This window comes from Actinomycetota bacterium (genome assembly GCA_004297305.1).
Lineage (GTDB): Bacteria > Actinomycetota > Actinomycetes > S36-B12 > FW305-bin1 > FW305-bin1.
In genome coordinates, this window is sequence record SCTR01000010.1 from 60,957 (window position 1) to 87,254 (window position 26,298).

The 26,298-nt window shown below is 71.7% G+C and carries 31 protein-coding genes, 1 tRNA gene and 1 pseudogene; 10 read left to right on the forward strand and 23 right to left on the reverse strand.

Annotated elements, in window-relative coordinates; translation table 11 throughout:
* The first annotated feature begins 31 nt into the window (after positions 1-31).
* Positions 32-1,024 (forward strand): patatin-like phospholipase family protein, encoded by a 993-nt coding sequence (locus EPO13_10065; protein ID TAK68454.1) that lies wholly within the window; start codon positions 32-34, stop codon positions 1,022-1,024.
* A gap of 146 nt (positions 1,025-1,170) precedes the next feature.
* On the opposite strand, the gene EPO13_10070 is transcribed toward EPO13_10065, so the two are convergent.
* Positions 1,171-2,130: an alcohol dehydrogenase gene (locus EPO13_10070; protein TAK68455.1), complete on the reverse strand. Its 960-nt coding sequence runs from the start codon at positions 2,128-2,130 to the stop codon at positions 1,171-1,173.
* A gap of 135 nt (positions 2,131-2,265) precedes the next feature.
* Between EPO13_10070 and EPO13_10075 the strand changes: the two genes are divergently transcribed.
* Positions 2,266-2,757: a MarR family transcriptional regulator gene (locus EPO13_10075; protein ID TAK68456.1), complete on the forward strand. Its 492-nt coding sequence runs from the start codon at positions 2,266-2,268 to the stop codon at positions 2,755-2,757.
* Between the two features lie 144 nt (positions 2,758-2,901).
* Here EPO13_10075 and EPO13_10080 read toward each other — a convergent pair whose 3' ends face one another.
* From EPO13_10080 to galU, 9 genes are all read right to left on the reverse strand, one after another.
* Complete coding sequence (locus EPO13_10080) at positions 2,902-3,243, reverse strand: type II toxin-antitoxin system PemK/MazF family toxin (protein TAK68457.1); 342 nt, start codon at positions 3,241-3,243, stop codon at positions 2,902-2,904.
* Entirely contained in the window at positions 3,240-3,440 is a 201-nt protein-coding gene (locus EPO13_10085; GenBank protein TAK68458.1) for a hypothetical protein, read from the reverse strand. The genes EPO13_10080 and EPO13_10085 overlap by 4 nt, the downstream gene beginning before the upstream one ends.
* A 298-nt stretch (positions 3,441-3,738) precedes the next feature.
* A tRNA-Ala gene (locus EPO13_10090) sits at positions 3,739-3,815 on the reverse strand.
* A 114-nt stretch (positions 3,816-3,929) separates the two neighbouring features.
* On the reverse strand, positions 3,930-4,883 hold the full coding sequence (locus EPO13_10095) for a hypothetical protein (GenBank protein ID TAK68459.1): 954 nt from the start codon (positions 4,881-4,883) through the stop codon (positions 3,930-3,932).
* Between the two features lie 125 nt (positions 4,884-5,008).
* The gene (locus tag EPO13_10100; protein ID TAK68460.1) at positions 5,009-5,620 is read right to left on the reverse strand and encodes an N-acetyltransferase; all 612 of its coding nucleotides are present in this window, start codon (positions 5,618-5,620) and stop codon (positions 5,009-5,011) included.
* The gene (locus EPO13_10105; protein ID TAK68461.1) at positions 5,617-6,138 is read right to left on the reverse strand and encodes a MogA/MoaB family molybdenum cofactor biosynthesis protein; all 522 of its coding nucleotides are present in this window, start codon (positions 6,136-6,138) and stop codon (positions 5,617-5,619) included. Before EPO13_10105 ends, EPO13_10100 begins: the two co-directional genes overlap by 4 nt.
* Positions 6,135-6,566 carry a cyclic pyranopterin monophosphate synthase MoaC gene (gene moaC / locus EPO13_10110; GenBank protein TAK68695.1) on the reverse strand — a complete coding sequence of 144 codons (432 nt, stop codon included), beginning with the start codon at positions 6,564-6,566 and terminating at the stop codon, positions 6,135-6,137. Before moaC ends, EPO13_10105 begins: the two co-directional genes overlap by 4 nt.
* 65 nt (positions 6,567-6,631) lie before the next feature.
* Entirely contained in the window at positions 6,632-7,852 is a 1,221-nt protein-coding gene (locus EPO13_10115; GenBank protein TAK68462.1) for a molybdopterin molybdenumtransferase MoeA, read from the reverse strand.
* A 77-nt stretch (positions 7,853-7,929) separates the two neighbouring features.
* Complete coding sequence (galU, locus tag EPO13_10120; GenBank protein TAK68463.1) at positions 7,930-8,838, reverse strand: UTP--glucose-1-phosphate uridylyltransferase GalU; 909 nt, start codon at positions 8,836-8,838, stop codon at positions 7,930-7,932.
* Positions 8,839-8,875: 37 nt separating this feature from the next.
* Here galU and EPO13_10125 point away from each other — a divergent pair, with 37 nt between their 5' ends.
* Positions 8,876-9,526, forward strand: a complete 651-nt coding sequence (locus EPO13_10125; GenBank protein ID TAK68464.1) for a 5-formyltetrahydrofolate cyclo-ligase — start codon at positions 8,876-8,878, stop codon at positions 9,524-9,526.
* Between the two features lie 18 nt (positions 9,527-9,544).
* Here the strand turns inward: EPO13_10125 and crcB are convergent, their stop codons facing one another.
* Genes crcB through EPO13_10150 form a run of 5 tightly spaced genes read right to left on the reverse strand, consistent with a single transcriptional unit; the run spans position 9,545 to position 12,973 of the window.
* Entirely contained in the window at positions 9,545-9,889 is a 345-nt protein-coding gene (gene crcB, locus EPO13_10130) for a fluoride efflux transporter CrcB (protein ID TAK68465.1), read from the reverse strand.
* A gap of 1 nt (position 9,890) precedes the next feature.
* Complete coding sequence (locus EPO13_10135) at positions 9,891-10,307, reverse strand: CrcB family protein (protein TAK68466.1); 417 nt, start codon at positions 10,305-10,307, stop codon at positions 9,891-9,893.
* A gap of 1 nt (position 10,308) precedes the next feature.
* On the reverse strand, positions 10,309-11,022 hold the full coding sequence (locus EPO13_10140) for a hypothetical protein (GenBank protein TAK68467.1): 714 nt from the start codon (positions 11,020-11,022) through the stop codon (positions 10,309-10,311).
* Positions 11,019-11,921, reverse strand: a complete 903-nt coding sequence (locus EPO13_10145; protein TAK68696.1) for an ATP-binding cassette domain-containing protein — start codon at positions 11,919-11,921, stop codon at positions 11,019-11,021. Before EPO13_10145 ends, EPO13_10140 begins: the two co-directional genes overlap by 4 nt.
* A gap of 59 nt (positions 11,922-11,980) precedes the next feature.
* Positions 11,981-12,973, reverse strand: coding sequence for a GGDEF domain-containing protein (locus EPO13_10150; GenBank protein TAK68468.1), 993 nt, complete (start codon positions 12,971-12,973; stop codon positions 11,981-11,983).
* 236 nt (positions 12,974-13,209) lie between these two features.
* Between EPO13_10150 and EPO13_10155 the strand changes: the two genes are divergently transcribed.
* The 3 genes from EPO13_10155 (at position 13,210) to mscL (ending at position 14,891) form a co-directional block, all read left to right on the forward strand.
* The gene (locus EPO13_10155; protein TAK68469.1) at positions 13,210-13,551 is read left to right on the forward strand and encodes an FmdB family transcriptional regulator; all 342 of its coding nucleotides are present in this window, start codon (positions 13,210-13,212) and stop codon (positions 13,549-13,551) included.
* A 117-nt stretch (positions 13,552-13,668) separates the two neighbouring features.
* Entirely contained in the window at positions 13,669-14,445 is a 777-nt protein-coding gene (cpaB, locus tag EPO13_10160; protein ID TAK68470.1) for a Flp pilus assembly protein CpaB, read from the forward strand.
* 59 nt (positions 14,446-14,504) lie between these two features.
* Positions 14,505-14,891, forward strand: a complete 387-nt coding sequence (gene mscL / locus EPO13_10165; protein ID TAK68471.1) for a large conductance mechanosensitive channel protein MscL — start codon at positions 14,505-14,507, stop codon at positions 14,889-14,891.
* A 56-nt stretch (positions 14,892-14,947) separates the two neighbouring features.
* Here mscL and EPO13_10170 read toward each other — a convergent pair whose 3' ends face one another.
* The gene (locus tag EPO13_10170) at positions 14,948-15,796 is read right to left on the reverse strand and encodes a hypothetical protein (protein TAK68472.1); all 849 of its coding nucleotides are present in this window, start codon (positions 15,794-15,796) and stop codon (positions 14,948-14,950) included.
* A gap of 107 nt (positions 15,797-15,903) precedes the next feature.
* On the opposite strand from EPO13_10170, the pseudogene EPO13_10175 reads away from it, so the two are divergent.
* Positions 15,904-16,755, forward strand: a pseudogene (locus EPO13_10175) (3-methyladenine DNA glycosylase).
* A gap of 431 nt (positions 16,756-17,186) precedes the next feature.
* On the opposite strand, the gene EPO13_10180 reads toward EPO13_10175, so the two are convergent.
* From EPO13_10180 to EPO13_10195, 4 genes are read right to left on the reverse strand one after another with little or no spacing between them, the layout of a single operon-like run.
* On the reverse strand, positions 17,187-17,540 hold the full coding sequence (locus EPO13_10180) for a DUF202 domain-containing protein (GenBank protein ID TAK68697.1): 354 nt from the start codon (positions 17,538-17,540) through the stop codon (positions 17,187-17,189).
* Between the two features lie 22 nt (positions 17,541-17,562).
* Positions 17,563-19,617, reverse strand: a complete 2,055-nt coding sequence (locus EPO13_10185; protein TAK68473.1) for a transglutaminase domain-containing protein — start codon at positions 19,615-19,617, stop codon at positions 17,563-17,565.
* A complete protein-coding gene (locus EPO13_10190; GenBank protein TAK68474.1) occupies positions 19,601-20,749 on the reverse strand; it encodes a DUF58 domain-containing protein in 1,149 nt (382 codons plus the stop codon). The genes EPO13_10185 and EPO13_10190 overlap by 17 nt, the downstream gene beginning before the upstream one ends.
* Positions 20,679-21,671 carry a MoxR family ATPase gene (locus tag EPO13_10195; protein TAK68475.1) on the reverse strand — a complete coding sequence of 331 codons (993 nt, stop codon included), beginning with the start codon at positions 21,669-21,671 and terminating at the stop codon, positions 20,679-20,681. Before EPO13_10195 ends, EPO13_10190 begins: the two co-directional genes overlap by 71 nt.
* 299 nt (positions 21,672-21,970) lie before the next feature.
* Between EPO13_10195 and EPO13_10200 the strand changes: the two genes are divergently transcribed.
* Both EPO13_10200 and EPO13_10205 read left to right on the forward strand, forming a co-directional pair.
* On the forward strand, positions 21,971-22,408 hold the full coding sequence (locus EPO13_10200) for a hypothetical protein (protein ID TAK68476.1): 438 nt from the start codon (positions 21,971-21,973) through the stop codon (positions 22,406-22,408).
* 20 nt (positions 22,409-22,428) lie between these two features.
* Complete coding sequence (locus EPO13_10205) at positions 22,429-23,427, forward strand: hypothetical protein (GenBank protein TAK68477.1); 999 nt, start codon at positions 22,429-22,431, stop codon at positions 23,425-23,427.
* A gap of 71 nt (positions 23,428-23,498) precedes the next feature.
* Here EPO13_10205 and EPO13_10210 read toward each other — a convergent pair whose 3' ends face one another.
* Together EPO13_10210 and EPO13_10215 are read right to left on the reverse strand one after the other, a co-directional pair.
* The gene (locus tag EPO13_10210) at positions 23,499-24,527 is read right to left on the reverse strand and encodes a hypothetical protein (GenBank protein ID TAK68478.1); all 1,029 of its coding nucleotides are present in this window, start codon (positions 24,525-24,527) and stop codon (positions 23,499-23,501) included.
* Positions 24,524-25,141 carry a sigma-70 family RNA polymerase sigma factor gene (locus EPO13_10215; protein TAK68479.1) on the reverse strand — a complete coding sequence of 206 codons (618 nt, stop codon included), beginning with the start codon at positions 25,139-25,141 and terminating at the stop codon, positions 24,524-24,526. The genes EPO13_10210 and EPO13_10215 overlap by 4 nt, the downstream gene beginning before the upstream one ends.
* 352 nt (positions 25,142-25,493) lie before the next feature.
* Between EPO13_10215 and EPO13_10220 the strand changes: the two genes are divergently transcribed.
* Positions 25,494-25,709, forward strand: coding sequence for a hypothetical protein (locus EPO13_10220; protein TAK68480.1), 216 nt, complete (start codon positions 25,494-25,496; stop codon positions 25,707-25,709).
* 48 nt (positions 25,710-25,757) lie between these two features.
* Here the strand turns inward: EPO13_10220 and EPO13_10225 are convergent, their stop codons facing one another.
* Complete coding sequence (locus tag EPO13_10225; GenBank protein ID TAK68481.1) at positions 25,758-26,279, reverse strand: nuclear transport factor 2 family protein; 522 nt, start codon at positions 26,277-26,279, stop codon at positions 25,758-25,760.
* Positions 26,280-26,298 lie beyond the last annotated feature (19 nt).

Sequence of the window (26,298 nt, forward strand, 5' to 3'; positions counted from 1 at the left end):
CTCGCCAGGACATCACCTGGAAGGACCTCCCATGAAGACAACAGCGTCGTCCATCTCCTCCCCCGGCACGACCTGGACCGCATCGTCGAGTTCGTCGTACGACAAGCCCCAGCATCGCCCCATCACTTCTCAGCACGGCCATGCCGGCGGACGTGCCCTGGTCCTCGGCGGCGGCGGCTCGACCGGCAATGCCTGGCTGATCGGCGTCGTTGCCGGCCTCATGGACGGCGGACTGGACGTCACGGCGGCCGACCTGCTCGTCGGTACCTCGGCCGGCGCGACAGCCGCGGCGCAGCTATCCGGCAGTAACCCCACTGAGCTGTTTGCCGACATTCTCCGCACGGCGCCCGCGTCGCTCACTGCACCGGCCGGATCGCTTGCGGGACAAGCCCCGTCACGGTCGGTGTCGGAGCATCTGCAACGGCTGACCGCCACCATCGCGGCGGCCAGCGACGCAGCGGACATGCGCCGGCGGATGGGTGCTACGGCCCTCGGTCAGGCCACGACAGCCGACGACGCACTGCAGTCACGATGGCGCACGACGGTCGCCGCGCGGCTGCCGAACCAGGACTGGCTCGACCGGAGAATGCTCGTCACGGCGGTCGATGCCCGGACAGGAGAGCCGATCGTCTTCGATCGCCACGGCGGCGTCGCCCTGGTCGATGCAGTAGCCGCCAGCTGTGCCGGCGGTTTCGCCTACCGCATCGATGCGCGCCACTACATCGACGGCGGCTATCGCCGCAACGAGAACGCTGACCTGGCAAGGGGATACGAACGGGTCCTGGTCTTGGCGCCGTTGAGCGGCAGGTCCCTGCATCCAGCGCACTGGCGCATGGACTTGGCCGCGCAGGTCGCAGATCTACGCCGCGACGGCAGCGTGGTCGAGACCATCGTCCCCGAGCGCGACACGACGCAGCTGTTCGGGGTGAATGCCATGAACATCACGCTGCGTCCGTCCGCGGCGCAGGTCGGACACGACCATGGTCGCGCCCTGGCCATGCAGCTCAGCGACTTCTGGTGCTAGGTCTCGCGACCCATTCGGACGTCGGCAGTGCGATGTCGTACTGAATCCCGCGGCTTACAGCACGAACGCGTTCGGGATTGACGAGCCGGGCAACGAGATGCAAAGCCATGTCGATGCCGGCGGAGATGCGTGGTTGTGGGTGGTGTTCATGGCAGGAGGAGGGTTTTCCCGATCGTGCGACGGGACTCGATGGCGGCGTGGGCGTCTGCAGCGCGGTCGAGCGGGAATGTCTGCCCGATGGTGGGTCGGATGATGCCGTGGGCGGCGAGGTCGAGCGCACGTTCAGTGAGGTCGTACATGTCTGATGCACCGACGGCCGAGAGGCCGATCAGCCCGACCCCGCGTCCGGCTGCCGCGGTCTCGTCGATCACGCCCCAGCGTCCGCCGGCCGCGCCATGGGACACATAGCGGCCGCCGCTGCGGACGAGGGGGAAGAGGACGCTAGTGATGTCAGCTCCCACGCCATCAAAGACGACGTCGATCCCGTCGTCCGCTGCCTCGCGGATGCGGGAGGTCCAGTCGGGGTCGCGGTAGTTCACGATCACGTCGGCGCCCAGAGCGCTGGCGTAATCGACTTTCGCGCGGCTACCCACCAACGCGATGACTCGTGCGCCGGATGCGTTGGCGAGTTGGACGAGGATGCTTCCCACACCGCCGGCTGCGGCGGTGACGACCACCGTCTCGCCTGGCTGAATTCCTGCGGCTTGATGTAGGCCGATGGCGGTACGACCGTCCGCCAGTAGGGCGCTGGCCTCGCCGACAGTGAGCCGGTCGGGCACCCGATGAAGGCTGTCGGTGGCGACGACGACGAGGCTCGCGTAGCCACCGGTACCTCCGGTCGTGGTGACAACGCGGGTGCCGATCAACGCCGGGTCGACGCCTGGCCCAATGCGATCGATGGTGCCGCCAATGCCGTTTCCGAGGACGACCGGAAACCTCGCCGGCGGCGCGATCGGGCTGCCGGCGCGGATGAGGGTGTCGACGAAGGTGACCGCTGCCACCTCGACGGCAACTCGCGCCTGCCCGGCATGCGGCTCGGGGTCAGACAAGGTGACCGCACGCAGCACATCCGGGGTCCCGGCATGGTCGGCCACTACGGCTCGCATACGGCGATCCTGGCCAGCGGCAGCATCGACTGCAGCGCGCCGCCGGTGCAGCAGTCGGCGGTCCTACTATTTGTTGGCATGCCAACAGAGTACGCACATTGCTGGCACACCAACAATCTCACTACGGTGTGACCTGTGGCGCGCTCACCGGACGGCCTCTCGGCTGCTCAAGCGGTGCGGCCGCACGTCGGTACCACCATCGAGGGCGCCCCCATCGGATCCCTTTTGCTTCAGGTCATCCGTGCCCACGCACGGGTAGGCACCGAGCTGCTCAACCAGGCCGGAGTCGCCCCGCCGCACGAGATCGTGTTGCTGTACCTGGATGCCCACGGCCCTGTCCCCCAGACCGACCTGGTCCACTACCTGGGCCGCGACCGCTCCACCGTTACCGCCACCCTGCAGGCAATGGAGCGCGCTGGGCTCGTTACCCGCGTTTCGTCTCCCGCTGACAAGCGCACCATGATCGTTCGGCTCTCCCGAAAGGGCCGCGACGCCGTCCCGCCGGCCAGTGCGGCATGGCAGGAGCTGGAACGCCGCACCACCAGCACGCTCACGCGACAACAACAGGCCGACGTGATAGCCGCGCTATCCGCCATCCGCGACGCACTCAACGACCCCACGACCTAGGTCGACAAGACTGCGCGGACGCCTGTCACCGAGGCGCGCGGAGGCTACCGACCCGCAGATCCCCGGTGCCCCGGTCGGGATGGTTCTGCTGTAACAGTGCAAGCGACCTGCGCCGGTGTTGCAGCGTCTGCCTGTGGCGTCGGGCTATGGGGTTCGCGGCGGGGTGACGGAATGGACGCCGAGGTAGTGGGCAAGGGCCTGCTCCACCTCGGCCAGCTGATTGCGGGAGAGATAGTCCACCGGGTCGCCGATCAGGTAGTCAGTATCGATCGAGCGGATCTGATCGACTAGCAGCCGAGTACGCCGGCCGGCTATCTCCAACTCGGGCCGGTGAATCGCCGGCTGCGCCGCGGTCGAGGTGGGGATGACGGTGACCACCGACAGCGGCGACTCCGACGGGGAGACCACCAGTCCGAGTCGTCGCCCTCGTTGCTCGTGGCCGCGTGCCTGCCCGAGGTCGATGCGGTAGACGGCGCCGCGGATCACCAGGCTTCCGGCTCCGCGTTGACGTCCTCGTCCTTGATCTGCTCGGCGTCGGCGTGGAACTGCCCGAGCCAGCGTTCGTGGTCCAGCAGCCGCAGCGCACGGCGCAGCGTGTCGGACGTGCTCTCCCCGGGCCGGGCGGCCTCGCGGAGGATGCGCTCGTCCTCCTCCGTGGGACGGAAACCGATCGTCGACGACATGGCAACGAGTCTACGTTCGTGTTCAACATTTGTTCAACACGGTTGGCGGGTCGCACTGGATGTGACCGGTTCAGTCAGGCGGGGTTCTCCGGATGTACATCGGTGCAGTCGACCCGGATCCACTCCCCCGAACTGATCGTCGTGCCGGAGCGGTCCCCGGATCGCGGCCGCCCTCGGCGGCAGCCGACGCCTCGTTGAGGCGGCACCACCCCGAAACGAAGAAACGGACCCCAAAGGGTCCGTTTCCGTGTCACTGCCCGGCCATTCTCATTCCCGGGTTTCCAGTAAGAACCCTTTTTGGTGGAGCTGAGGGGATTTGAACCCCTGACCCCCTCGATGCGAACGAGGTGCGCTACCGGTCTGCGCCACAGCCCCTGGAACCGGGGGGACACGCTACCAAGGCCGCCGCCACGACCCCAACCGCCCCACATCGCCGGCCCGTCGGCGACAACCGACGAGATCGAACCGGGCAGCGGGCAGCGGGACCGGCTACTCGTTGACGGCCCGGCGTACGACGCCGTCCCGGGAGCGACCCGGCGGGTCGACGAAGCTGGCCAGGTCGTCCTCGTCGTCCAGGAAGTCCAGCGCCGCGGTGTCCGCCACGAAGCGCTCCTGGAAGGACACCTGCCGCCGCTCCCGTTCGGCTTCTTCCAGCATCGCCGCCGAGGTCCATTGACCCGGCCGTTTGAGGTCGATGGTCCGGGGAACCGGGGTCGCCCGCGGCGCGGTGACGTAGGTGGGCAGCGTCGTGGGGACCGCCTCCCAGCCGTTCTCGGTCCACGCCGGCTGCACCCACGCTTCGTCGTCGGTGCCCGTCGCCTGCCCGGTCGCGGCGGCGGTGCCTGCGGCGGTCGTCGCGATCCCGGAACGGACGCCTCGGGCGACGTCCTCCATCGCGCGGTACGTCGCTGCCCGGCCCCGCCGCGACGACTCCTCGAGACGGGCCCGCCGCTTCGCCCGCTCCCGGGCGGACCGGACCTGCCGGACACCGAGGGCGAGCACCACGATCACCAGCACGACTGGGACGGCCGGCGTCCACACCGGGGCGCGGCCCTGCACGGCGAGTACGCCGAGCACGGCAGCGGCTGCCAGCAGCAACGCCACCACCCGGCGTCGCCGGCGAGCGGCGCTCGCGGTCGCGCGGACGGACCGGTCTGATCGGGCCGGCTGCGGACGCTGCGCGGTTGCGCGACGATCAGCCGGGTCCGCGACCCGCGAGCCGGTCCCGCTCACCGCAACCCGGACCTCGCGGCTGCGTTGCGGGACGACGACCTCGCGTGGTTCGCCGTACGGCGAGGAGGAACGCCGCGACAGCGACCGCATCGCGTGGTTGAAACGGTCGGCGGTCCGGACCACGTCGGCCTCGTCGTGCCGGCGCAACCACATGGGGACGAGGACCACCAGCCAGAGGGCGAAGATCGCCACGTAGATGACGCCGGTCACGGGCGAAACGCTACGGGCCGCAAGCGGCTACGGCGGTGAGGCAGACCTCTGGCGTCCGGCGTGTCGCACCAGTCACACGCCTGGAGCAGTCGCCGCAACGAGAATCGACCGGCCGCGAAGGGAAATCAGCCGGGCGCACCGGAGGCCTGCGACGACCGCCACCGCGACAGCAAACCCATCGGGAGTTCTTCGGCCGTCACGGCGTACACGAGGTGATCGCGCCAGGCACCGTCGATGTGCAGGTAGCGGGGCCGCACGCCCTCACTGCGCAGCCCGAGCTTCTCCACCACGCGCCGGCTCGCGACATTCTCCGGGCGAATGTTGATCTCGATGCGGTGCAACTCCAACTGGCGGAAGCAGTGATCGACGGCCAAGGCGACCGCGGTCGGCATCACCCCGCGACCGGCCACCTCCCGGTCGACCCAGTACCCGATGTGTGCCGAGCGCAGTGAACCCCAGGTGATGCCGCCGACGGTGAGCTGGCCGACCAGGCGATCGTCGTACGTCACCACGAACGGCAACGTCCGCAGGTCGCGGGCCTCCGCCCGCAGCCGCCGCACCATCATCGCGAACGTCGGCGCCGGCTCGCCGTCCTCGGCCGGCACGGTCGCCTCCCACGGCCGCAGCCAGTCGGTGTTGCGGCGCCGGACCTCCCGCCACGCTGCCGCGTCACGCTGCCGGATCGGGCGCAGCCCCACCCGGCCCTCGCCCAGCACGACCGGCCAGCCACGGTTCACAGCGGCGCGTCCTCGTGCCCCCCGCCGGCGCGCGCCTGTTCCAGGGCGTGCGGCAGCACCGGCTGCAGGACGGCCAACCCGTCGCGCACCCCACCGGTCGATCCAGGCAGATTCACCACCAGGCAGCGGCCGGCCAGGCCCGCGATGCCGCGGGACAGCACGGCGGTCGGTACGCCGTGCTCCGCGCCGTACCGCCGCAACGCCTCAGCCAACCCGGGGATCTCCCGATCGATCACCGCACGGGTGCACTCCGGTGTCACGTCGGTCGGCGACAGCCCCGTCCCGCCGCTGGTCACCACGACGTCGTACGCCGCGACCGCGTCGCGCAACGCGTCGGTGACCGCCGGCCCGTCCGGCACCACCACCGGCCCGTCCACCTGCAAACCCATGGCGCGCAAGCCTTCGGCGAGCAGCGGCCCGGAGCGGTCGGCGTACGCCCCGGCCGCCGCGCGGGTCGAGGCGACCACGACCAGCGCCCGTCCCGTCGCGGCGGGCACGGCCCGGGCCGTGTCACTCATCGTTCGCGCCGCCAGTCGCCGGACCGCCCGCCGGTCTTCTGCTGCACCATCACCGCGTCGATCGTCGCGGTGGGATCGAGCGCCTTCACCATGTCCACCAACGCCAACGCCGCGACACTCACGCAGGTCAGCGCCTCCATCTCCACGCCGGTGCGGTCGGCGGTACGGACCGTCGCGCTGATCGCGACGTGGTCGTCGGCGACGTCGAGGTCCACTGCCACACCGTGAATCGCGATCGGGTGGCACAACGGCACCAGGTCCGGGGTGCGTTTGGCCGCCTGGATCCCCGCGATCCGGGCCACGGCCAGGGCGTCCCCCTTCGGTACGCCGCTGCCCCGCAGCGCAGCGATCACCGCAGCATTCACCAGCACCCGGCCGGTGGCCGTCGCGGTCCGCACGGTGACGTCCTTGCCGGACACGTCGACCATCCGCGCCTGGCCCCGCGCGTCGACGTGGGTCAGGCCGGGTCGTTCGTCCGCTGCGGGCACCGCGCTCACCCGTCGACGTCCAGCCGCAGCACGGTCACCGCCGAGCCGGCCTTCACCGTGGTCACCGCCGGCGGGATCGCGATGAGGGCGTCGGACCGCGCCAGCCCGCCCAGCACGTGAGACCCCTGCCCCCCGACCGGCCGGACAACGTAGCGCCCGTCGGCGACCCCGAGCGTCCCGCGCGCGAACTGCATCTTGCCCTCCGGTGAGGTGAAGCCCTCCAGGCAGCGTGCCCGCACCGCGGGCCGGTGCACCTGCCGGAAGCCGAGCATGCGCCGGATCACCGGCCGTACGAAGATCTCGAACGACACGTACGCGCTCACCGGATTGCCCGGCAGCGTGAAGATCGGCGTCTCGTCCGGCCCGAGCCGGCCGTGCCCCTGCGGCATCCCCGGCTGCATCGCCACCCGCACGAACTCGACGGTCCCGAGCCGGGACAGGACGGCCTTCACCGTGTCGTACGCACCCGCGCTGACCCCGCCGGTGGTGATCACGAGATCGGCGCGGACCAGTTGATCCTCCAGGGTGTCCAGCAACGTCTCCTCGTCGTCGCGGACCGGCCCGACCCGGTACGGGACCGCGCCGGCCTCGAACGCCGCGGCCGCGAGCATCAGGCTGTTGGAATCGGGGATCAGGCCCGGCGCGAGCGGCTGCCCGGCCGGGACCAGCTCACTGCCGGTGGACAGCACCACGATCCGGGGCCGGGGCCGGATCACCGCACTGCCCCGGCCGACCGCGGCCAGCAGGGCGACCTGCCGCGGCCCCAACGGCTGCCCGGCCCGCATCACGGTCTCCTCGGCCGCCACGTCGTCACCGGCCCGCCGGATGAAGGCACCCGGTTCGACCTGGCGAGTGACCTTGACCGCGTGGACGCCGGCGTCGGTGCCCTCGACCGGCACCACGGCGTCGGCGCCCTCGGGCAGCGGGGCGCCGGTCATGATGCGGACCGCGGTCCCGGCGGTGACCGCCCGGGTCGGACGGTGCCCGGCCGGCAGGTCCTCGATGACGTCGAGCAGCACGGGAGCGTCGTCGGCGGCGTCGGCGAGATCCGCCGTGCGCACGGCGTACCCGTCCATCGAACTGTTGTCGAACGGCGGCAACGGCCACGGCGCGGTGATGTCCTCGGCCAGCACGCAGCCGCGGACGTCGCCGAGCCCGACGTCGATCGGCTCGAGCGGCTCCACCCCGTCGAGCACCGCCGCGAGGTGCTCCTCGACCGTCCTCACCGTCGCACCACCCTCGTCCCCGCGCGGGCGATGCCCGCGATCGTCACCAGGCGCTACCGGCCCGGTGGCCGGGACGGTCAGTCGGTCGCCGGCAGCGTCGCTACGAAGTCTCGCAGCCAGGCCGTCAGTGCGGGACCAAGGTCGTCCCGCTCGCTGGCCAGCCGGATCACCGCCTGCAGGTACGAGATCTTGTCACCGGTGTCGTACCGGCGCCCCTGGAAGACCACGCCGTGCACGCCGCCGCCCTCGGCCGCCGGCGTACCGGCCAGCGTGCGCAGCGCGTCGGTCAGCTGGATCTCACCGCCACGGCCCGGCTCGGTCTTGTGCAGGACGCCGAACACCGCGGGATCCAGCACGTACCGGCCGATGATGGCGAGGTTGCTCGGCGCGTCGGCGGGGTCGGGCTTCTCGACCAGGTCGGTGACCGTCACGACGCCGTCGACGTCGGTGGAATCGACTGCGGCGCAACCGTAGAGGCCGATGCTGGGCGCCGGCACCTCCATCAGCGCGATGACCGATCCGCCGTAACGGGCTCGTACGTCGAGCATCGCGGGCAGGATCGCGTCACGCGGGTCGATCAGGTCGTCTCCCAGCAACACCGCGAACGGCTCGTCGCCGACGTGCTGTTCGGCCACCAGCACCGCATGACCGAGGCCCAGCGGGTCGCCTTGCCGCACATAGTGGATCCGGGCGAGTTCCGTGGACGCATTGACCAGCGCCAGCTTGGCCGCGTCACCCTTGGCCGACAGCGCCACCTCGAGTTCGAGGTTGCGATCGAAGTGGTCCTCCAGCGCCCGCTTGCTGCGGCCGGTGATGAACAGGATGTCGTCCAGCCCGGCGGCGACCGCTTCTTCGACGACGTATTCGATGGCCGGCTTGTCGACGACCGGGAGCATCTCCTTCGGCGTGGCCTTCGTCGCCGGCAGGAAACGGGTGCCGAGTCCAGCGGCGGGAACGACGGCCTTGGTCACTGCCCTGCGATCCATGCTGGAACCCTAGGGGTCCACGCGCGAGGATGCCCGGGTGACCGCGACGCCCGTCCCCGCAGGGAGTAGTAGCGCCAAGGATGCGGTGCGGGCCGCGGTACGGGCGCGGCGACGAGCCCGGCCCACCGATCAGCGTGGCCGCTGCGCGCTGCTGTTGGCCGAACGAGTTCTCGCCCTGCCGGAACTGGGCCGGGACCACCATCGTCGCCGCGAGCACGCGGTGGCCTGTTACGCGTCGTACGGCGGCGAGCCGGGCACCGGGCCGCTGATCGAACGTCTCCACGAGGCCGGGCTGCCGGTGGTGCTGCCGGTCGTCGGTCCCGGCCGCGACCTGCACTGGGCGAGCTACGACGGACCCGCGGCCCTGGCGCCGGGCCCGCGGGGGATGCCCGAACCGACCGGCCCGGTGATCGGGGCTGGTCCGGAAGCCCTGACCACGCTGGGCGTCGACCTGCTGGTCATCCCGGCGCTGGCGTGCGATCCGTCCGGCGCTCGGCTCGGCCAGGGCGGCGGCTTCTACGACACGCTGCTGGCGGCGCTGCCGCGATCGGGTCCCGGTCGCATCCTCGTGCTCGCCTTGGTCCACGACGACGAGGTCCTGGCACCCGGTGCGATCCCGGTCGACGCCCACGACCGCCCGGTCGATCTGGTCGTCACCCCAACCCGCGTGCTGCGCATCTCCGGATAGCACCGGCGCGCTCAGGGGTCAGTTGGCGATGGCCACAGCGGCCCATACCGCCAGCACGCACACCACGACATTGGCCACGACGTTGGCGACGGCGAGCGCGGTCGCCCGCAGCGACAGCAACCGCTCGGTGGCCAGCGCGAAGCCGGAATACGTCGTCAGCGCCCCGCAGAAGCCGGTACCGACCAGCAGCCGGACCGACGGCGAGGCAGCCAGCACCAGGCCGAGCACGAACGAGCCGGCCACGTTGACCAGCAGTGTCCCGGCGGGAAACGCACCGCCACGGCGCGCGGCGGCGTGTTCGACGAGGTACCGCAAGGGCGCGCCGACCGCGGCGCCGAGCACGACCAGCAGCAGCTCGGACACGTCAGCTGCTGCCTCGTGGACCGGCGAGGAGCCGGCCGCACAGCAGCCCGAGCCGGACGGCGACCACCCCGGCGACCAGCGTGGCCACGACGTAGCCGGCGGCGGTCGGCGCCGCCGCTCCGTCGAGTTGGCCGTACACCTGCGCGGCGAAGGTGGAGAACGTGGTGTAGCCGCCGAGGACACCCACCGCGAGGAACGGCCGCACCAACCGGTGCGGCGGCCAGACCTCTACCAGGAACCACGTCACCAGGCCGATCAGCAGGCAGCCGGAGACGTTCACGGTCAGGGTGCCCCACGGGAATCCCGTGGGTCCCTGCTGCGGCCACGCCACGTCGATGCCCCAACGTGCGGTCGCCCCGGCAGCGCCTCCCACCGCCACGACCGCCAGCACGTCGAGGTCCCGGCCGGCCCGCGGCACCTCAGGCGTCCCGGGTCTGCAGGCTGGCCACCCAGCCGGCCAACGCGACCACCGTCCAGCCGGCGAAGACGGCCAGCGACCGCCACCCGCCCGCGCCGTCTGAGGCCGCCGCGGCTCCGTTGCTGAACGGCAGCACGTCGGCGAGCCAGTCCCAGGTCAGCAACGACGTGAGCAACGGCTCGACGACGTACCCCAGCAGCAGCGGGACGACGACGCCGACCGGCAGGCTGCGGGTGATCCCGGCGATCGCGAGCGCGACGAGGGCATAGAGGACGACGTACAGCAGGGCGCGAACCGCCTGCGCGGCAACCGCATCGCTGGCGGCCACCCGGTCCGGCCCGCCGACCAGGGCGCCGGCCCATCCCAGGGCTGAACCGGACACGGCCAGCACGGCCGCAGCGACCGTCACGGCCACGATCTTCGCGATGGCGACCTGTCCGCGGCGCGGGAATGCGGTGAGGGTCAACCGGATCATGCCGTACCGGTACTCGTGCCCGATCGCCTGCGCCGCAAGGACCGAGGCGAACACCACCCCGAGCGCGGTGTAGATGGTGAGCACGCCGCCGGTGGTGGTCGACGTCCCGACCGTCTCGGCACCCAGCCGGGTCAGCAGAAAACCCAGCACCGCAGCGCAGCCGCCGGACAGCACGAGTACCACCCAGGTCGACCGCAGCGACGTCGCCCGGCGCCACTCGTACTGCAGGATCCCGCTCACGACGCACTCCCGCCGGTCGCGAAGTCCTGCCCATCGGCGGTGAGTTCGAGGAAGGCGTCCTCCAGGCTGGCTCGCCGATAGGTCAACTCCCGCAACGGTATGCCGCTTTCGAAGGCGATCACTCCGACGTCCTCGGTCGTGGTCCCCGCGACGGCGAGACCATCCGCCCCGTCCGGTACGGCGACGATCCCGCGCCCGGCCAACCGCTGCCGCAGCGCGTCGCGGTCCGGCGTGCGCACCAGGACGTCGTTGAGCGAGCTGCGCGCGGTGAACTCCGCCATCGACGAGTCCGCCACGAGCCGGCCCCGCACGATCACCACCAGGCGGTCGGCCATCAGCTGCATCTCACTGAGCAGATGACTGGACACCAGCACGACGCGGCCTTCGGCGGCGTAGTAGCGCAGGAAGTCCCGCAACCAGTGGATCGACTGCGGGTCCAGGCCGTTCGCCGGTTCGTCCAGCAGCAGGACCGACGGCTCGGCGAGCACGGCGCCGGCCAGGCCGAGCCGCTGCGCCATGCCGAGCGAGTACCCGCTCGGGCGGCGCCGGGCGACTGCGGTGAGGCCGACCAGGTCCAGCACCTCGTCGACCCGGGCGTCGTCGATGCCGGCCTCGGTTGCCAACAGCCGCAGGTGATTCCGGGCGGTCCGGCTTGGGTGGTAGAACTTCGCGTCCAGGTGGGCGCCGACGACCCGGCTCGCCTGCGGGTGGTCCAGCAGCGGGGCGCCGTCGTACAACGTGTGACCGCCCCCGTGATCCAGGCCCAGCATCAGCCGCATCGTCGTGGACTTGCCCGATCCGTTGGGCCCCAGGAATCCCGTCACGGCGCCCGGTTCGAGGGTGAAGGTGAGGCCGTCGACGGCGACGGTCGAGCCGTAGGACTTCCGCAGTCCCACCACCTCGACGCTCACCGCAAGCCTCCCGGGCGGTCCGACAAGACCCGGGCGACCCTAGCCGGTCAGCCGGCCGCGGCTGCGTCCTCGTCCACCGCCTGCAGCCCGCTGCGGCCGCGGCTCTCCTTGGCCTGGTAGAGGGCGCGGTCGGCGTGCCACAGCAGATCGGACAGCCGGCTGCTGCCGTCCCACTCGGCGATACCCGCGGACCAGCGGGCCGCGTGACCGTCGCGGAGCCGGTCCAGCAACGCCTGCGCCTCGACCGCCGTGGTGTCGGGCAACAGCAGGACGAACTCGTCGCCGCCGTACCGCGCCAGCAGGTCGCCGTCACGTACCCGGTCCCGCCAGGAGGCCGCCAGGTCGATGAGCACCCGGTCGCCGGCGGCGTGACCGAGATCGTCGTTGATCCGCTTGAAGCCGTCCAGGTCGATCACCACCGCGGCGACAGGCCGGCTGGACCGGGCCGCCAGGGCCAGCAGCCGGGGCGCCTCCTGCTCGAAGCCGCCCCGGTTGAGCAGCCCGGTCAGGTGGTCGTGACGGGCCTGCCGGCGCAGCTGCGAGACCAGGTGACCTTGCACCTCGGCGATCGCGGCGATCGTGGTGGTCACGATGAACCAGACGGTGACCGGCGCCGGCCGGTCACCGACGAGCAGCGCCGCAAGCAGGCACACCGACATGAAGGCGACGTGGCAGCGCGTCTGCGCCCGGCCGAAGAAGTACGCGCAGTACGCCGCCAGCGCGGCGTACTCGAACGTCGGCAGCAACGCCCCGGCGTCGTCGGGGACGGCCGCAGAGAAGTAGGCGATGACGACGACCGCGACGACGACCAGCGTCTGGGGCAGCCACCCCGGCATCCGCGACCCGAGCAGGACCAGACCGACACCGAGCACCGCGCAGCACAGGCTGGTCAGCGCGTAGACCCATACGTCGGCGGCCGCACTGCTGGGCAGCGCCGCGCCGAGGGCGGCGAACACCGATCCGGAGAACGCCAGCGCGACCAGCGGCCAACCCGCCGCCGGCAGCTCGCGGCGGCGGCACCAGGCCAGGATCCGTGCCACGTGGACCGCCTCCTGCGCCTGGTCGAGCGACCTGTACCTCTCAGATCGGCACGCGCGGGCCACTCCTGCAGCCCGGTCGACCCGCGGATCTCCCCCGTGCCCCGGTCGCCGCGGCGGGCCGGATGGACTGGGCGTGTCGCGTTGTTGCACACTTGGCACTCGCCAGCCGCGAGTGCCAGCCCGGGGAGGTCCCCGGCCGTCCGACCCGTCCCGCCGGGGACACCTGGAGGATCGTCGTGCCGACGTACGAGTACGTGTGCAACGCGTGCCAGGAGCGCCTTGAGGTCGTCCAGTCCTTCAGTGACGACGCGCTGACGGTGTGCCCGGCCTGCGGTGGCCCGCTGCGCAAGCTGTTCGGCAACGTCGGCGTGGTGTTCAAGGGATCCGGCTTCTACCGCAACGACTCCCGCGCGGCGGACGGCAAGAAGAAGGCCACCACGTCGGCGAGCACGTCGAGCGATTCGGCGGGTTCCGGGACGTCGAGCACCGCGGCGGCGGCGACGCCGGCTGCCTCCGGCAGCACCACGAACAGCGGCTCGTCGTCGAGCAGCACGTCGTCCAAGGACAGCGCCGCCTGATCTCCGGCTCGCGCGGCGGCGCCTGCTGACCGCTGTGGACGAGCTCCGCGCGACGGGGCTGGCGGCCACTACCGTCTCGCGCTGCGGCTTCTCGGCTGCCGCGGGACGGGGGCGGGGATGGCACTGCGGACCGACGGCCGCGGCCCGGTCGGGGGACGCGATAGGAGCGACAGCCGTGGCCCGGCTGCTCGCCGGACACCGTCGGCTGCCGTGCGGCCCTGGCGCGAACCTGTCGTCCGGCGGCATCGCCGGCTGATCGCGGTCGTGCTGTTCGTCCTGGCCGCCGGGCTCGTCCTGGTCGCGGTCCGGCCGCCGAGCCCGGTGACCACCAGCGTCCTGGTGACCACGACTGCCTTGCCTGGCGGCGCGACGGTACGGGCAGCCGACGTGCAACGCCGAGATGTGCCGGCGGAGTTCGTCCCGGCCGGCGCGGTGTCCGACCCTGCGACCGTCGACGGTGCGGTGCTGGCCGGCCCGGTGGCCGTCGGCGAGATCCTCACGCTGTCACGGTTCGCCGGAGCACCAGGCGCCACGGGTGCCGTCGGCAGCGGCCTGGTTGCAGCGCCGGTCCGCATCGCCGATGCGGCGGCCGTCGCCCTGGTCTCCGCCGGCGACGTCGTCGACGTTCTGCATGCCAGATCGGCTGCGGCACAAGAGGTATCCGCAGCGGAGGTGGTCGCCAGAGCAGTCCGAGTGGTCTCGGTCCCCTCGGGCCGGTCGTCGGGAGGCGGCGGCGTCTTCGGCCGCGACGACGACCGGATCAGCAGCAACGACGCCGCCGGTGCCACCGGCGCCCTGGTCGTGCTGGCCGTCGACCCGGCCACGTCGATCGCGCTGGCTGCGGCGGCGGCCAACGGCCGACTGTCGCTCGTCCTGCGACCACCAGGGGCATGAGACCCCTACGGTGAGCATCGACTCGGGGCGCGGGCCTCGGCGGGCGATCCGGAGGACACATGATCAAGGGATTCCGCGACTTCATCATGCGCGGCAACGTCGTGGATCTGGCAGTTGCGTTCGTCATCGGCGTCGCATTCACGGCCGTGATTCAGGCGATCGTCAACGGCCTCATCAACCCGCTCATCGCAGCGATCTTCGGCAAGCCGGACCTGAGCAGCGCCATGACCTTCACCATCAACAACGCGCAGTTCTCCATCGGGCTGATCCTGCAGGCGCTCATCTACTTCGTCGCGGTCGCCGCCGTCGTGTACTTCGTCGTGGTGGAACCGATGAACCGGATCAAGGCGCGGTACTCCCGGCCGGGCGAGGCGCCCGTCGAGCCCGACGACGTCGTGCTGCTGCGCGAGATCCGCGACGAGCTGCGGTCGCGCAACGGCGCGTAGCCGGATCAGCCGGGCGAAGGCGGCCACCCACCCGGCAGCCAGCGACGGGGCCGGCGTCAGTCGCCGTGGTGGGGCGGTCGCTCCGCGAGGTACCGAGCGGTGCCGTCGTCACCACCGCGGCGCGGCTCGGCGTCGTCCCGGTCGTCCCGGGTCTGCTCGGGTACGAGGTCGAGGCGGCCCAGTGCGAGCGGTTGCGGCTCCCGCTGCGGCCCCGGATCCGGCTGTGCATCGGCACCGGTGCTGGCATCGCGGTGCGGCGGGAACGGGATCACAGCGGTGAACCATCCCATCCATCGCGGTCGTACGCCGCCCCACCAGCGCATCGCCGTCCGCCACGGGTGGTGGCCGTGGTCCTGCCACGCGGCCTGCGCGTAGTAGACCGCGCCCATCACGTACTCGGCGACGATCACCAGGGTGACCAGGTCGTCGTCGTTGCGGACGCGCAGGTCGAGCTGGCGGGTGATCTCGTCGAACCGCTGCCGGTCGAACCAGCCCCCTTCGGGATCGATCAGCACGCCCCGCAGCAAGAGGAAGCCGACCAAGGCCCAAGGCAACGTCTTCGCCAGTTCGTGCGCGGCACGCTGGTTCACCACCACGAGCACCCGGCTGGCCAGCACGACGCTGCACGCGGTGAGCATCAACCAGTCCGGCGAGATCGCCGTCCCCGCCAGGATCAACACGACGAACAAGGTGCCGATCCACAAGGCGACCACGATGGGCGTTCCGAGCAGCCACCAGATCAAGGAGTGCACTCGCACTCGAGGCCACTGACCGGCCGCGTGGACCAGCCGCGGGCGCGGGTTGCGCAGCGTGATGTAGAGCGCGTACAGCACCAGCGCGAGGACCGCGACTTTGGCCGCGAGCCACGCCAGATCGACCACTCCGTAGTCCTGTGGCGCGGGCACGTGCGCAGGCTAGCGATCCGTCGCCACGGCGGGTCCCAGCAACGCAGCGGCACGGACACGGCATCCGTGCGCCCGACGGCGCCGCGCTCGATGCGTGATGCGCGACGATGCGGTCCGTGACGATCCTGGCCGAGCCGGAGTGGCAGGCGGCGCGTGCCGCCCACGAGGCCCGCGTCGAGCCATGGATCAGCCCTCGGCTGCACCGGCGGGCCCACGGCGAACGTCACCCGGTCGACGATTTCCTGTTCGAGTACTACGACTTCCGGCCCGCCCGGTTGCGCCGCTGGCACCCGGGCCACGGCGTAGTCCTGGCCGGTGACAGCGGCGACTGGCTCGACCTGTCCGGCTACGTGACCGTCGACGGCGGCGCGGGTGTCGGCGACGAACTCCTGCTCGACCGCGGCCGCCGGCTGCGCGACACGCGCGCAGTCCTGGCCGCGACCGCGATGCGCCCACCCGCGTTCGGCTGTTTCGGGCTGCACGAGTGGGCGATGGTCTACCGCCAGTCCGCTGCGGCGCGCCGGCATTCCGCCGTACCGCTCCGGCTGTCCCCGCGCGAGATCGACGCGACCGTCGAGAGCGTGGGCCTGCGGTGCACGCACGCCGACGCGTTCCGCTTCTTCACCGCCGACGCGCGTCCCCGCAACGCAACGACGCCGTTGACCGGCACGCGGATTCGGGATGAACAACCGGGGTGCCTGCACGCCACGATGGACCTCTACCGGTACGCCTACCGGTTGAGCCCGCTGATCGGCAGCGACCTGATCGCAGACTGCTTCGCGCTCGCTCGGCAGGGACGCGAGATCGACATGCGGATGTCGCCGTACGACCTGTCCGCGTGGGGCTACCAGCCGATCCGGATCGAGACACCCGCCGGCCGCGCCGAGTTCGCCACGGCGCAACGCCGGCTGGCGAGCCTGGGCGCGGGGTTGCGGACCCGTCTGCTCACCGAGGTCGACCTGCTGTGCCGCAAGGAGACTGCGCTCGTCAACGGCCAATCCCGCCAGCCGCTGGCCCTCGATCCCCGTGGCCGCGACAGCGTTCGACGCTGCACGGTGTCATCGGACGATGGCCACCATGCCGACCACCGCCAGGACGACGACGAGCGCCGCGGTCGACCGCATCACGCCGACGCGGACGCGGGATTGCCTCTGCTGCAGTAGATCACGCTGGCGGACCAGAGCCACACCGAGCGCGGCCAACGGCACCAGGACGGCTCCCAGCACCACCCACGACTGGGTTGCGGTCCACCCCCGGTAGATCAGCAGGACGGTTACCGCGGAGAAGGTCAGCAGGGTGCGTGACCAGGACAGCGACGTCCGCTGTGTCGCGGCGCCGGGGTCGGCGCCGGCCCCCGAGGGCGCCGCATCGACTGCCCCGGCCATCGCTGTCAGACGTTCGCGTGCAACAGGATGCCGACGACGGCGACCGCGGCGACCACCACGACACCGACCACGAGAAGGCCGACCCCCGGCTGGCCCGGCAACGGCAGGCCGAGCCGCATGGCCCGCTGCACCCGTACCCACTGCAGATAGCCGATGACCGCGACGGCGATGCCGAGCACGATCGCCGCGACGCCCAGCACGGTACTGACACCCTCGGGCCGTAGCCCGGTCGCGAACTGGTCGAGCGCGATCCCGCCCGCGAGCAGGGCGAGCGCGGTGCGGATCCATGCCAGGAACGTGCGCTCGTTGGCCAGCGTGTAGCGGTAGTCGAGCCCGCTGCGCGGGCCACCGTCGGGCATTCGTGGATCCACGGCCGCGACGCTACCGGTCGGCCGCCGCACCGGACCCGTGCCGGGCTGCCGCGGCGGCCACCAGCGCGTCGCTGAGCCGATCGAGTTCGGCGGCCGCCCGCCCGGCTGCGTCCGCTCGTACCGGCGCCGCCCCGTACAGGGCCCGCTCGACGACACGGAACGCTTCCGCCGCACCGGGTTCCGGGCGCAGCCGGCGGGCCAGCTCGGCGACGGTCTCGCTGCCGGCCCGGGGCGTGCCGAGCCGGTCGAGCGTCCGCTCGAGCCGGCCGAACGCCGCGAACGGTTCGGCCGCACTGCCCGCGCCGGCGACCCGCGGCCGGCGGCGTACCCGCAGCACCGCGGCGACGGCCCACGCCAACCCGGTGACGCCCAGCAGCAGCGCTGCCAGGGCGATCCGGCCCCCGGCCGATCCGAAGGTCCGCAACAGCAGGTCCGTCGCCGGGGTCCACCAGCTGCCGGTCGTCGCCAGGGTCGCCCCGGCGGTCGGGTCCGACGACAGCCAGCCGTGTCCGGGGACGAAGACCTGGACCCAGGCGTGCGCATCGGATGCGAGGAAGGTGCGGGTGCCGGCCGGGCCGGGCTCACCGCCGGCGAAACCGGTGACCAGTCGCGCCGGGATTCCCGCGCTGCGCAACAGAATCACTTCGGCGGCGGCGAAATGTTCGCAGAACCCCGAGCGGGAGTTGAACAGGAAGTCGTCCACGGGATCGACGCCGGGCCGCGGCAGCGGTGAGTCCAGCGCGTACGTCGCGTGGTCACGCAGGTAGGTCTCTACCGCCGCCACGGCCGCCACCCGGTCCGGGGCGGCAGCCACGAGCTCGCGACCGAGGGTCCGGGTCCGGGTGGTGACGCTCGCCGGCAGTTCGGTCCAGGTGGCCGCGGCCGGGTCCGGTCCCGACGTCGGGCCGGTGACGCTCGATACGGCACGGACCGGAATGGACCGGACCTCGTACGGCGCCGCCGTGCCGCGATCCGGTTGCAGCTGCAGTCCGTCGCCGTCCATCGCGACCAGCCGGTCCGCGGTCCGCACCTGCCGGACCTGACCGGGTGCGACCAGCAGCCCGGCGAAGGCCGCCTGCGGCTCGGCCTGGTCGTTCCGTTCCGCCTCCGTCTGCCCGCTGCCGGCATCGAGCTGCGAACGACCGGGCCGGCTGCCGACGGTGTAGGTCTGCGGCGCCGTGCGGGCGAGCGTCGGGGCGCTGTCGGCGCCAACGGTCCAGGCACCCCCGGCGTACGTCGACAGCACCAGTCCCTGCCACAGCCGCGGCGAATCGGCGGGGACGGTCAACACGGGATCGTCGGGCAGCGCACCGCGAACCCGCAGGTCCAGCGCGCCCCCGACGTAATACGCGACGTCACGCGAGTACGCCGGGCCGAGCGCCGGCGTGGCACCGCCCAGCAGGGAGCTGCGCCACTGCAACGCGCCGGCCTGTGGCAACAGCAGGAACGCGACGAGGCCGCCGACGGCAGTCACCGCGAGCGGGCGTACCAGCCGCTGCGGGCCCCACGGCCGTTGCCTGCTCGTGGCCGCGCCGCCGCTCGTGGTCGCGACAGCGTCGGCTGTCTCCACCTGCCGCACCCGGTCGATCCGCAGCAGGGTCGCGCAGCCGAGCACCCAGCCGACGACGACCGGGATCGCGATGGCCGGTCCGGGCGCGAGACCGGCTGCGAGGACGAGCATGAACGCGGCCAGCGCCAGCCCGACGAGCAGGTCCCGGCCGGTCTGCTGGACCAGGCCCTGGGCCACGAGCATGCCGCTGAGCACGAGCGCGATCGCCGGACCCAACGAGACCAGCGGCAGGCCTGAGGCCTGCACGGCGCCGGCCAGGCCGACAGCCGCGATGAGCACGAAGCTCACTGTCTTGCGAACAGTGAGACTCCTGCCCTCGAGGGGGAGGCCGAGGCCCAGCGCCGCGGCCAGCACCGAGCCGTTGGCGGCCACCACGGCCAGACCGGGCGCGAGCAGACCGCCTGCGGCCAGGGCGAGGTACCCGGCCAGCACACACCCGAGCAGCAGGAGCCGGGTGGCGCGCTGCTGCGGCGCCGACTCACCCGCCGGTGACATCGCAGAACTCGACCACCGGCAGTGGCGGGGTGCCCGCGCCGACCGACCTGAGCCAGTGCCGCGCTGTCGGGCTGACGACGGCAACCACGCCACCCGGACCGCCGACCCCTCGACGCAGCGCGCGCTGCAGCGCGGCCGGGTCGGGCATGGCGTCCAGTCGGAGGCCGGCGAACCAGTCGAGAACGTCGAGGTCCGTGCCGCCTTCGAGATCGGCGAGGTCGGGCTGCGTGCTGAGCAGGACGACCTCGACCCCGTCTGCCCGCAACCGCAATACCGAGGCAGCGAGGCCGGCGATGGCGTCCTCTGCGCCTGCTGCCGCTGCCGCGTCGGCGTACGCCACCACGAGGACGACCGCGTCGCGAGCTGACGGCCGTTCCGGTTCGACCACGACCAGTTGGCCACGGCGAGCGGTACTGCGCCAGTGCACCCGGCGCATCGGATCGCCGTACCGCCACTCCCGCAACGAGTGTGGCTGAGTGCTCGGCGAGCTCGGAGCGGATCCTGCCGCCGTCCCGGCCCGCTGCTGGCTCTGCAGCGGCACCGATCTGCCGAGCCGGGGATGGACCACCAGCGGGCCCGCCGGCGGCAGTTCGAGCGTGGCACTGAACAGCCCGAACGGCGCCGTGGCCCGCGCGACCAGCTCGCTGTGCCGCTCGATACCGCGTCGCAACGCCGTACGGCTGACCTCGGCACGAGCCCGGCCACCGGGCGGCAGGGCAGGGACGAAGACCGTTGCCACGCCGTACAACCGGCTGCGGTGCACGACCTCGACCGGAGGTGACGTGACAGGTCCGTCGTTGCGGACCTCGACGACGTGAACCACGGTGGCGCCGGCCGCGACACGGCCGGGACCGGTCACGCTGGCGCGTAGGCCCGCAGGCCTCGGCCGCGCCACCCAGCCGGCCAGGATCGACGCGGCCACCAGCACGGCCAGCAGTTGCAGCCAGATGTCGTCGGTGGCGACCGCGAGCAGGGCCAGCAACAGCGAGCCGGCGATCGGCACGGCCAGCCGCCGCGTCGGGCGGATCCGACCCGGTTCGGTCCCGCGGGCAGCCATCGGGTCAGCGGCTGACGGGAACCGGCGTCGCCGCGACGATTCCGGCGACGAGCGCCTCGGCGGAGTCGCCGACATGAGCGAGCCGAAGGCGGTGTGCCAGAACGGGAACGGCCGATCGCTGCACGTCGTCGGGCATCACGTACTCGCGGCCGGCAAGCACAGCGTGCGCCTGGGCGACGCGGACCAGGCAGATGGCGGCCCGGGAACTGGCGCCGAGGACGACCCGCGGCTCGTCGCGGGTGGCGTGCACGAGGGCCAGCGCGTAGCGCAGTACCGGCTCGCCGACGTGCAGACCGCGCACGCCGTGTTGCACGGCCAGCAGATCGCTGGCCGACAGCACCGGCAGCAGGTCCTCGACCGTGGCGCGGACCAGCTGTTCACGCACCACGAGCAGTTCCGCCGCCGGGTCCAGCGGACCGAGCCGGACCCGTACGGCGAACCGGTCGAGTTGTCCTTCCGGCAGCGGGTACGTCCCGTGCTGTTCCACCGGGTTCTGGGTCGCGACGACGAAGAACGGCTCGGGCATCCGATGCCGTACGCCGTCCACCGTCGCCGCACCTTCGTCCATCGCCTCGAACAACGCGGACTGGGTGCGTGGCGGCGTGCGGTTGACCTCGTCCAGCAGCAGGACGTGGGCGAAGACGGGGCCGGCGACGAAGACGAACTCGTGGCGGCCCTGGTCCCAGACCGTCGATCCGGTGATGTCGGTCGGCAGCAGGTCCGGGGTGCCCTGGATCCGCTGGAAGCGGCCGGCCACTGAACGCGCGACCGCCCGGGCGATCGTCGTCTTCCCGCTGCCGGGAGTGTCCTCGATGAGCGCGTGGCCACCGGACAGAACGGCGACCACCACAAGACGCACCGCCTCGTCACGACCACGGACGACGCGCGACACGTTGGTGACCAGCGAGCGTGCCTGCTCGGTGAGCCACGACGTATCCACGACGGACGGCTGCAAGACGGGACTCGTGCTCACCAGGACCCTCTCGCGCGACGACACTGCACGATCGTCATCGGCACGATCCCGGACCACCTGAAGCGGCGTCGTCGCGGCAGCGAGCGGCTCGTCGTGGCGCTCGCCGAGCCTTCGTCGCACGGCCGCCGCCGCGGTCGCTGGTCCGCCCACGTGCGGCTCACGCCCGTCGATGCCCCGGGCTGTGACTGCGGCAGACAGCGCGGGGAGTCCGCCGGCGCTCGCCGCGCCCGGGGCGCGGTAGCCCGTCCGGATTCCCCGAATGGCCTAAGTTTCGCCACCTTCGGCAGTTTCCCGCGAACGCCGGCAGGCAACCCGGACAAGCGATGACCGGGGCACGAAACCCAAGGGAGACCACCGTGCTCAAACGAATCTCAATTGGCGCCGTCGCTGGCGCCCTCCTGTTGTCCGCGGCGACCGTCGCCTCGGCACAGGCAGCCTCGCACGACGGAACGTGCAACGGTCAGTACGGCGGGAACGGCGAACTCTGCCTGTACTACAACTCCAATCAGGCCGGCGCCATCCACGACTTCGCCGCTGACGTCAGCAACTTCGCCGGCTATACCTTCATCGGCCCAGGCGCCGGCGCCGGTACCGGGGTGAAGAACAACGCGGCCAGCGTGACGAACAAGAACGGGCTGCGCAGCGCGACTGTGTACTACAACTCGAACTACGTCGGCGCCTCCGACTACGTCGCGGCCTGGACCTCGATGAACCTGTCGGCGACGTACAACAACAATGCGTCATTTCGATTCAATGTCTGAGTTTCACTAGGTTCGATCAGATGCCTACCCCGCGGAGCGGGCGGCGTCCCGGCACCACCGCATTGCTGCTCGGCCTGGCGGCAGGACTCGCCATGACCGCCGGTTGCGGTGCACCGACCACGACGCGGTCCGTGATCAATCAGCCGGCGGCGTCCGTGGGCGCGGCCGGGACGGGAAACCCCGTGCCGGCCGCGTCTACGCCCCTGCCGGCCCTGCCGTTGCCCTTTGACGACTACGTCTTCTCGCCGCGGCAACGGGACGCGTACGAGGCGGCCGTGTGGGTCCTGGTGGGCCGCTGCCTGACCGGTTTCGGGCTTGCCGCGCCGCCGGCTCGGGTGAGCCCGCACCTCGATGACCAGGACGTCGATTACGACGCCGGGCGTTCTCGGCGCTACGGCGTGCAGGACCCTGCCGAGGTCGCCGTCCGCGGTTACCACCCACCGCCGCAGCAGAAGACCGGCGTGGACGTCGCACTCCCGGCCGACGATCAGTGGCTGCTCGCGCTGACTGGCGGCTCACCGCCGCAGGCCTGGGGCGCACCTCGTCCGTCGACCCCCACCCACCGCAGCATCAACGGGCAGCCGGTACCCCCCGGGGGTTGCCGTACGGCGGCGGAGAGCGCGCTGGCCGGTGACGACACCACGGTCGGGTACGCCGCGCTCCCCCGCACGGTGCAGCTGGCCAGCTACCAGGAATCGACGCAGCAGCCCGCCGTCACGGCAGCCTTCCGGAACTGGTCGGACTGCATGCGGGCGCTGGGCTTCGGCTACGCCGATCCCTTGGCGGCCAACAACGACAGCCGCTGGCAGACCGTCGAAGCGACCGCCGCCGAGATCGCCACGGCAACCGCGGATGTGGCATGCAAGGAGCAGACCGGGCTGGTCGCGATCTGGCACGACGCCGAGGTGTCGCTACAGCGGGCGAGTTTCGCCGGACACGACGCCGAATTGACTGAACTACGCCGGCACAACGACGAGGTCATGACACGGGCGCGTGCCGTCCTCGGGACTGCATCATGACGACGTGCCGCATGACCAGGTCCGGCACGACGACGCGCTGGGGTCCGACGCGCAGCTTTGGTCGCCGGATCTCACGCCGGGCGGGACTCCAGATAGGTGGTCGTCTCGATGAGATCGCCCGGGGCCAAAGCCGGTCGGCCCGCGGCCCCGACGCCCTCGGGAACTCCCTGCGTCTCGGCCACGCTGATCGGCTCCGCGCCGGGGCTCCGGACCGGCTGGAACTCCCGAGTCGCCGTCAGACGAGTTTCCAGGACGGTGCCGGTCGAGACCGAGACCAAGATCGACATCTTGGTGCCGTGCTCCGGGAACGACCTGACGAACCATTCGCCGCCCCGACCCGCCGAGTCGACACCGGGTCCCTCGTCGGTCACCCCGCCAAGCTTCGACGCGGCGAGGAACAGCGCGCGCCGCAACTCCGGGGAGGCCGGCGACTTGGCCAGGACGTAGACCATCTGGACGAGGAGGTCGCCGGCAGTCGAACTGCCGGCCAGCTGCTCGGCCAACGCGGCCGGATCGGTCGGCAGCGCATACAGGGCGGGCCAGGTCACGTCCTGTTCCGCGAGCGTGAACGCCGCGGGGCCGGTGGCCGACTCCACGGCCGGTCCGCCGTCGATCGAGGTGGTGAGCGTGCCCGGGACCTCGTTGCCGAGCACCTGCGTCGAGTCGGTGCGGGTGCCGTCGGCGACGACCCGCCGGAATCGCAGCTGCCAGTGGGCCAGGTCCGGCCACCCTCCGGCAGGTCCGGTCACTCCCCCCGCCGCGTCGGCGAGGCTGCCGACGAGGATCACCGACGGCGAGGAGGACGCGTCGGGCGCCGCCGGGGGGCCGTCCGTGGTGATGAAGACCAGTCCGGCCGCCGCCGCCGCGGCGAGCACGCCCGCGGCTGGCCCGATGACGCGTCGATACCGCGACGGCCCTGGGGTCCGCGCCGGTGTTGCGCGGTCTCGGCGCTCGGCGGCGATGCGGGTGTCGAGATCTGCCCGGACCTGCCGCAGCGCGTGCTCGAGTTCCCGGTCGTCGACAGCGAGGTCACCGACCGATCGCAATTCGTCCCACAGGTCGCCGTCAGCCGGCACTGTGCTTGTCCTGTCGTCGTTCACGCTGGATCCATCCCCGCTTCTGCCAGGAGCTGTGGTTGCAGCCGCGCCCGGGCGCGGTGCAGGCGAGACCTCGCCGTACCGGCCGGAATTCCCAGGGCCTGCGCGGCCTGCGTCGGAGTGCACTCTTCCCACGCGACGAGCAGCACGACTTCCCGCTCCTCCACGGGCAGTTCGTCCAGAGCGATCCGCAACCGATCACTCATCATGGCCGCCGCAAGCCGACCGTCGACCAGGTCCCAGTCGGCGGCGTCGTCCTGCCGAAGACCGGCGATCCGCGCCTCCAGACGCTCGGCGGCCGCCCAGCGCCGGGCCGTTGCCACCAGCAGGGTGCGCGCAATGCCGAACAGCCACGCACCGACCTCCCCCCGCGAAGCGTCATACGTATGGCGCCGATCGAAAGCGACGAGCCAGGCCTCGGACAACACGTCCTCGGCTTCCGCAGGGGGTAGCCGGCGCAGCAGATAGGACCCGATCCGCCGACCGTGCCTGCCGACCAACTGCGCGAACACCTCGGGCTCGGTCAGCGACCGAGCCAGCAATGCCTCGTCGGAGAGCGTGGACAGGTCGGTTGATCGTGGCGCCTGGGCTCGATTGGGGCCCCGTCGCCGAACCATGAGCACACCTCACCAGCACCACGGTCACCCCCGACAGGGAGTGTCGCGCGGCGGGAGAGTCGTTGCAAGGACTGCCCTCGTGCCGAGGGAAGCTCGTGCTCGATGATGTGATGCGGGTCACAGCCATGACGGCGAACGCCTCGTCGGCGCGCCGACAAGTGCAGATGACCGCGCGCAAGCAGGCGCGGCGACGTGTCTCGGCGCCCGCGGGGGTGATGCCGATACCCGTGGGCAGAGCCGATCTCTCCGATCAGCCTGGCGAGCCAACCGCGCTTCGCCACGTCGGACGATCGGCCATTTTGGCGCGCCCCGCCACCGTTGCCGCAACGTTGCCCGGAAGGGACGGTCGGGAATGGACGATCGACAGGCCGAATTTCGCGCCGCGATCAGTGAACTGGTGGCCGCCGAGGAAGCCTTACGCGACCTGGCCGACAAAGGCCACCGGCTCTCGCAGTCCGATCCGGACTCGCAGGTCCGCCTGTCGGAAGCCGAAAGCGATGCCGTACAGCGGTTGCGGGCGGCCCACCGCCGCTACGTCCTGGCAGCCCAAGCCGCCGGCGAGACCTGACCGCAAACGCGGCGTCGAGACCACGATCGCGCCGCGCCGCGCCCGACGCTATGACGCAGGCGACCAGCTCAGCGCCGCGGTGCGGAAGAGTGCCCGGGCATCCTCGTCACCGCTGAGATTGCGGTTGCTCCGGCGCTGAATCCGCCACCCCTGCGAACTGCGGACGAAGTCGAACCGCGTCGCCATCACCCGGATCACGGCGAACTCGGCCGCGTCCTCAGTTGCCTTGAACAGGAAGGTGTATCCGTACGCCACCGCGGTGTCCCCGTCGATCTGCACCTCGCAGTCGCTGGTGACGTGCGCCGCCCCGTGGGCGATCAGGGTCTGGTGAAAGTCCCCGTCGAACAGGGCGGTCAGCGCTGCGCGTCCCGGTGCGAGCCGCAACTCGTCGCCCCCGGGAGCCTTTCCCATGTCGTAGACACCGTCGTCGAGCCACAACGCGGCTGCCGCCGCGCTGGAGCCGCTGTCGACCGAAGGGCCGTACCGGCGGATGACCCGCCGCACTTCCCGCTCGTCTTCGAGCAGTTGTACCCGTGCGAGCAATCCTTCGACATCGGTTTCGACAGTCATGGCGCTCCATCTCGCGAAA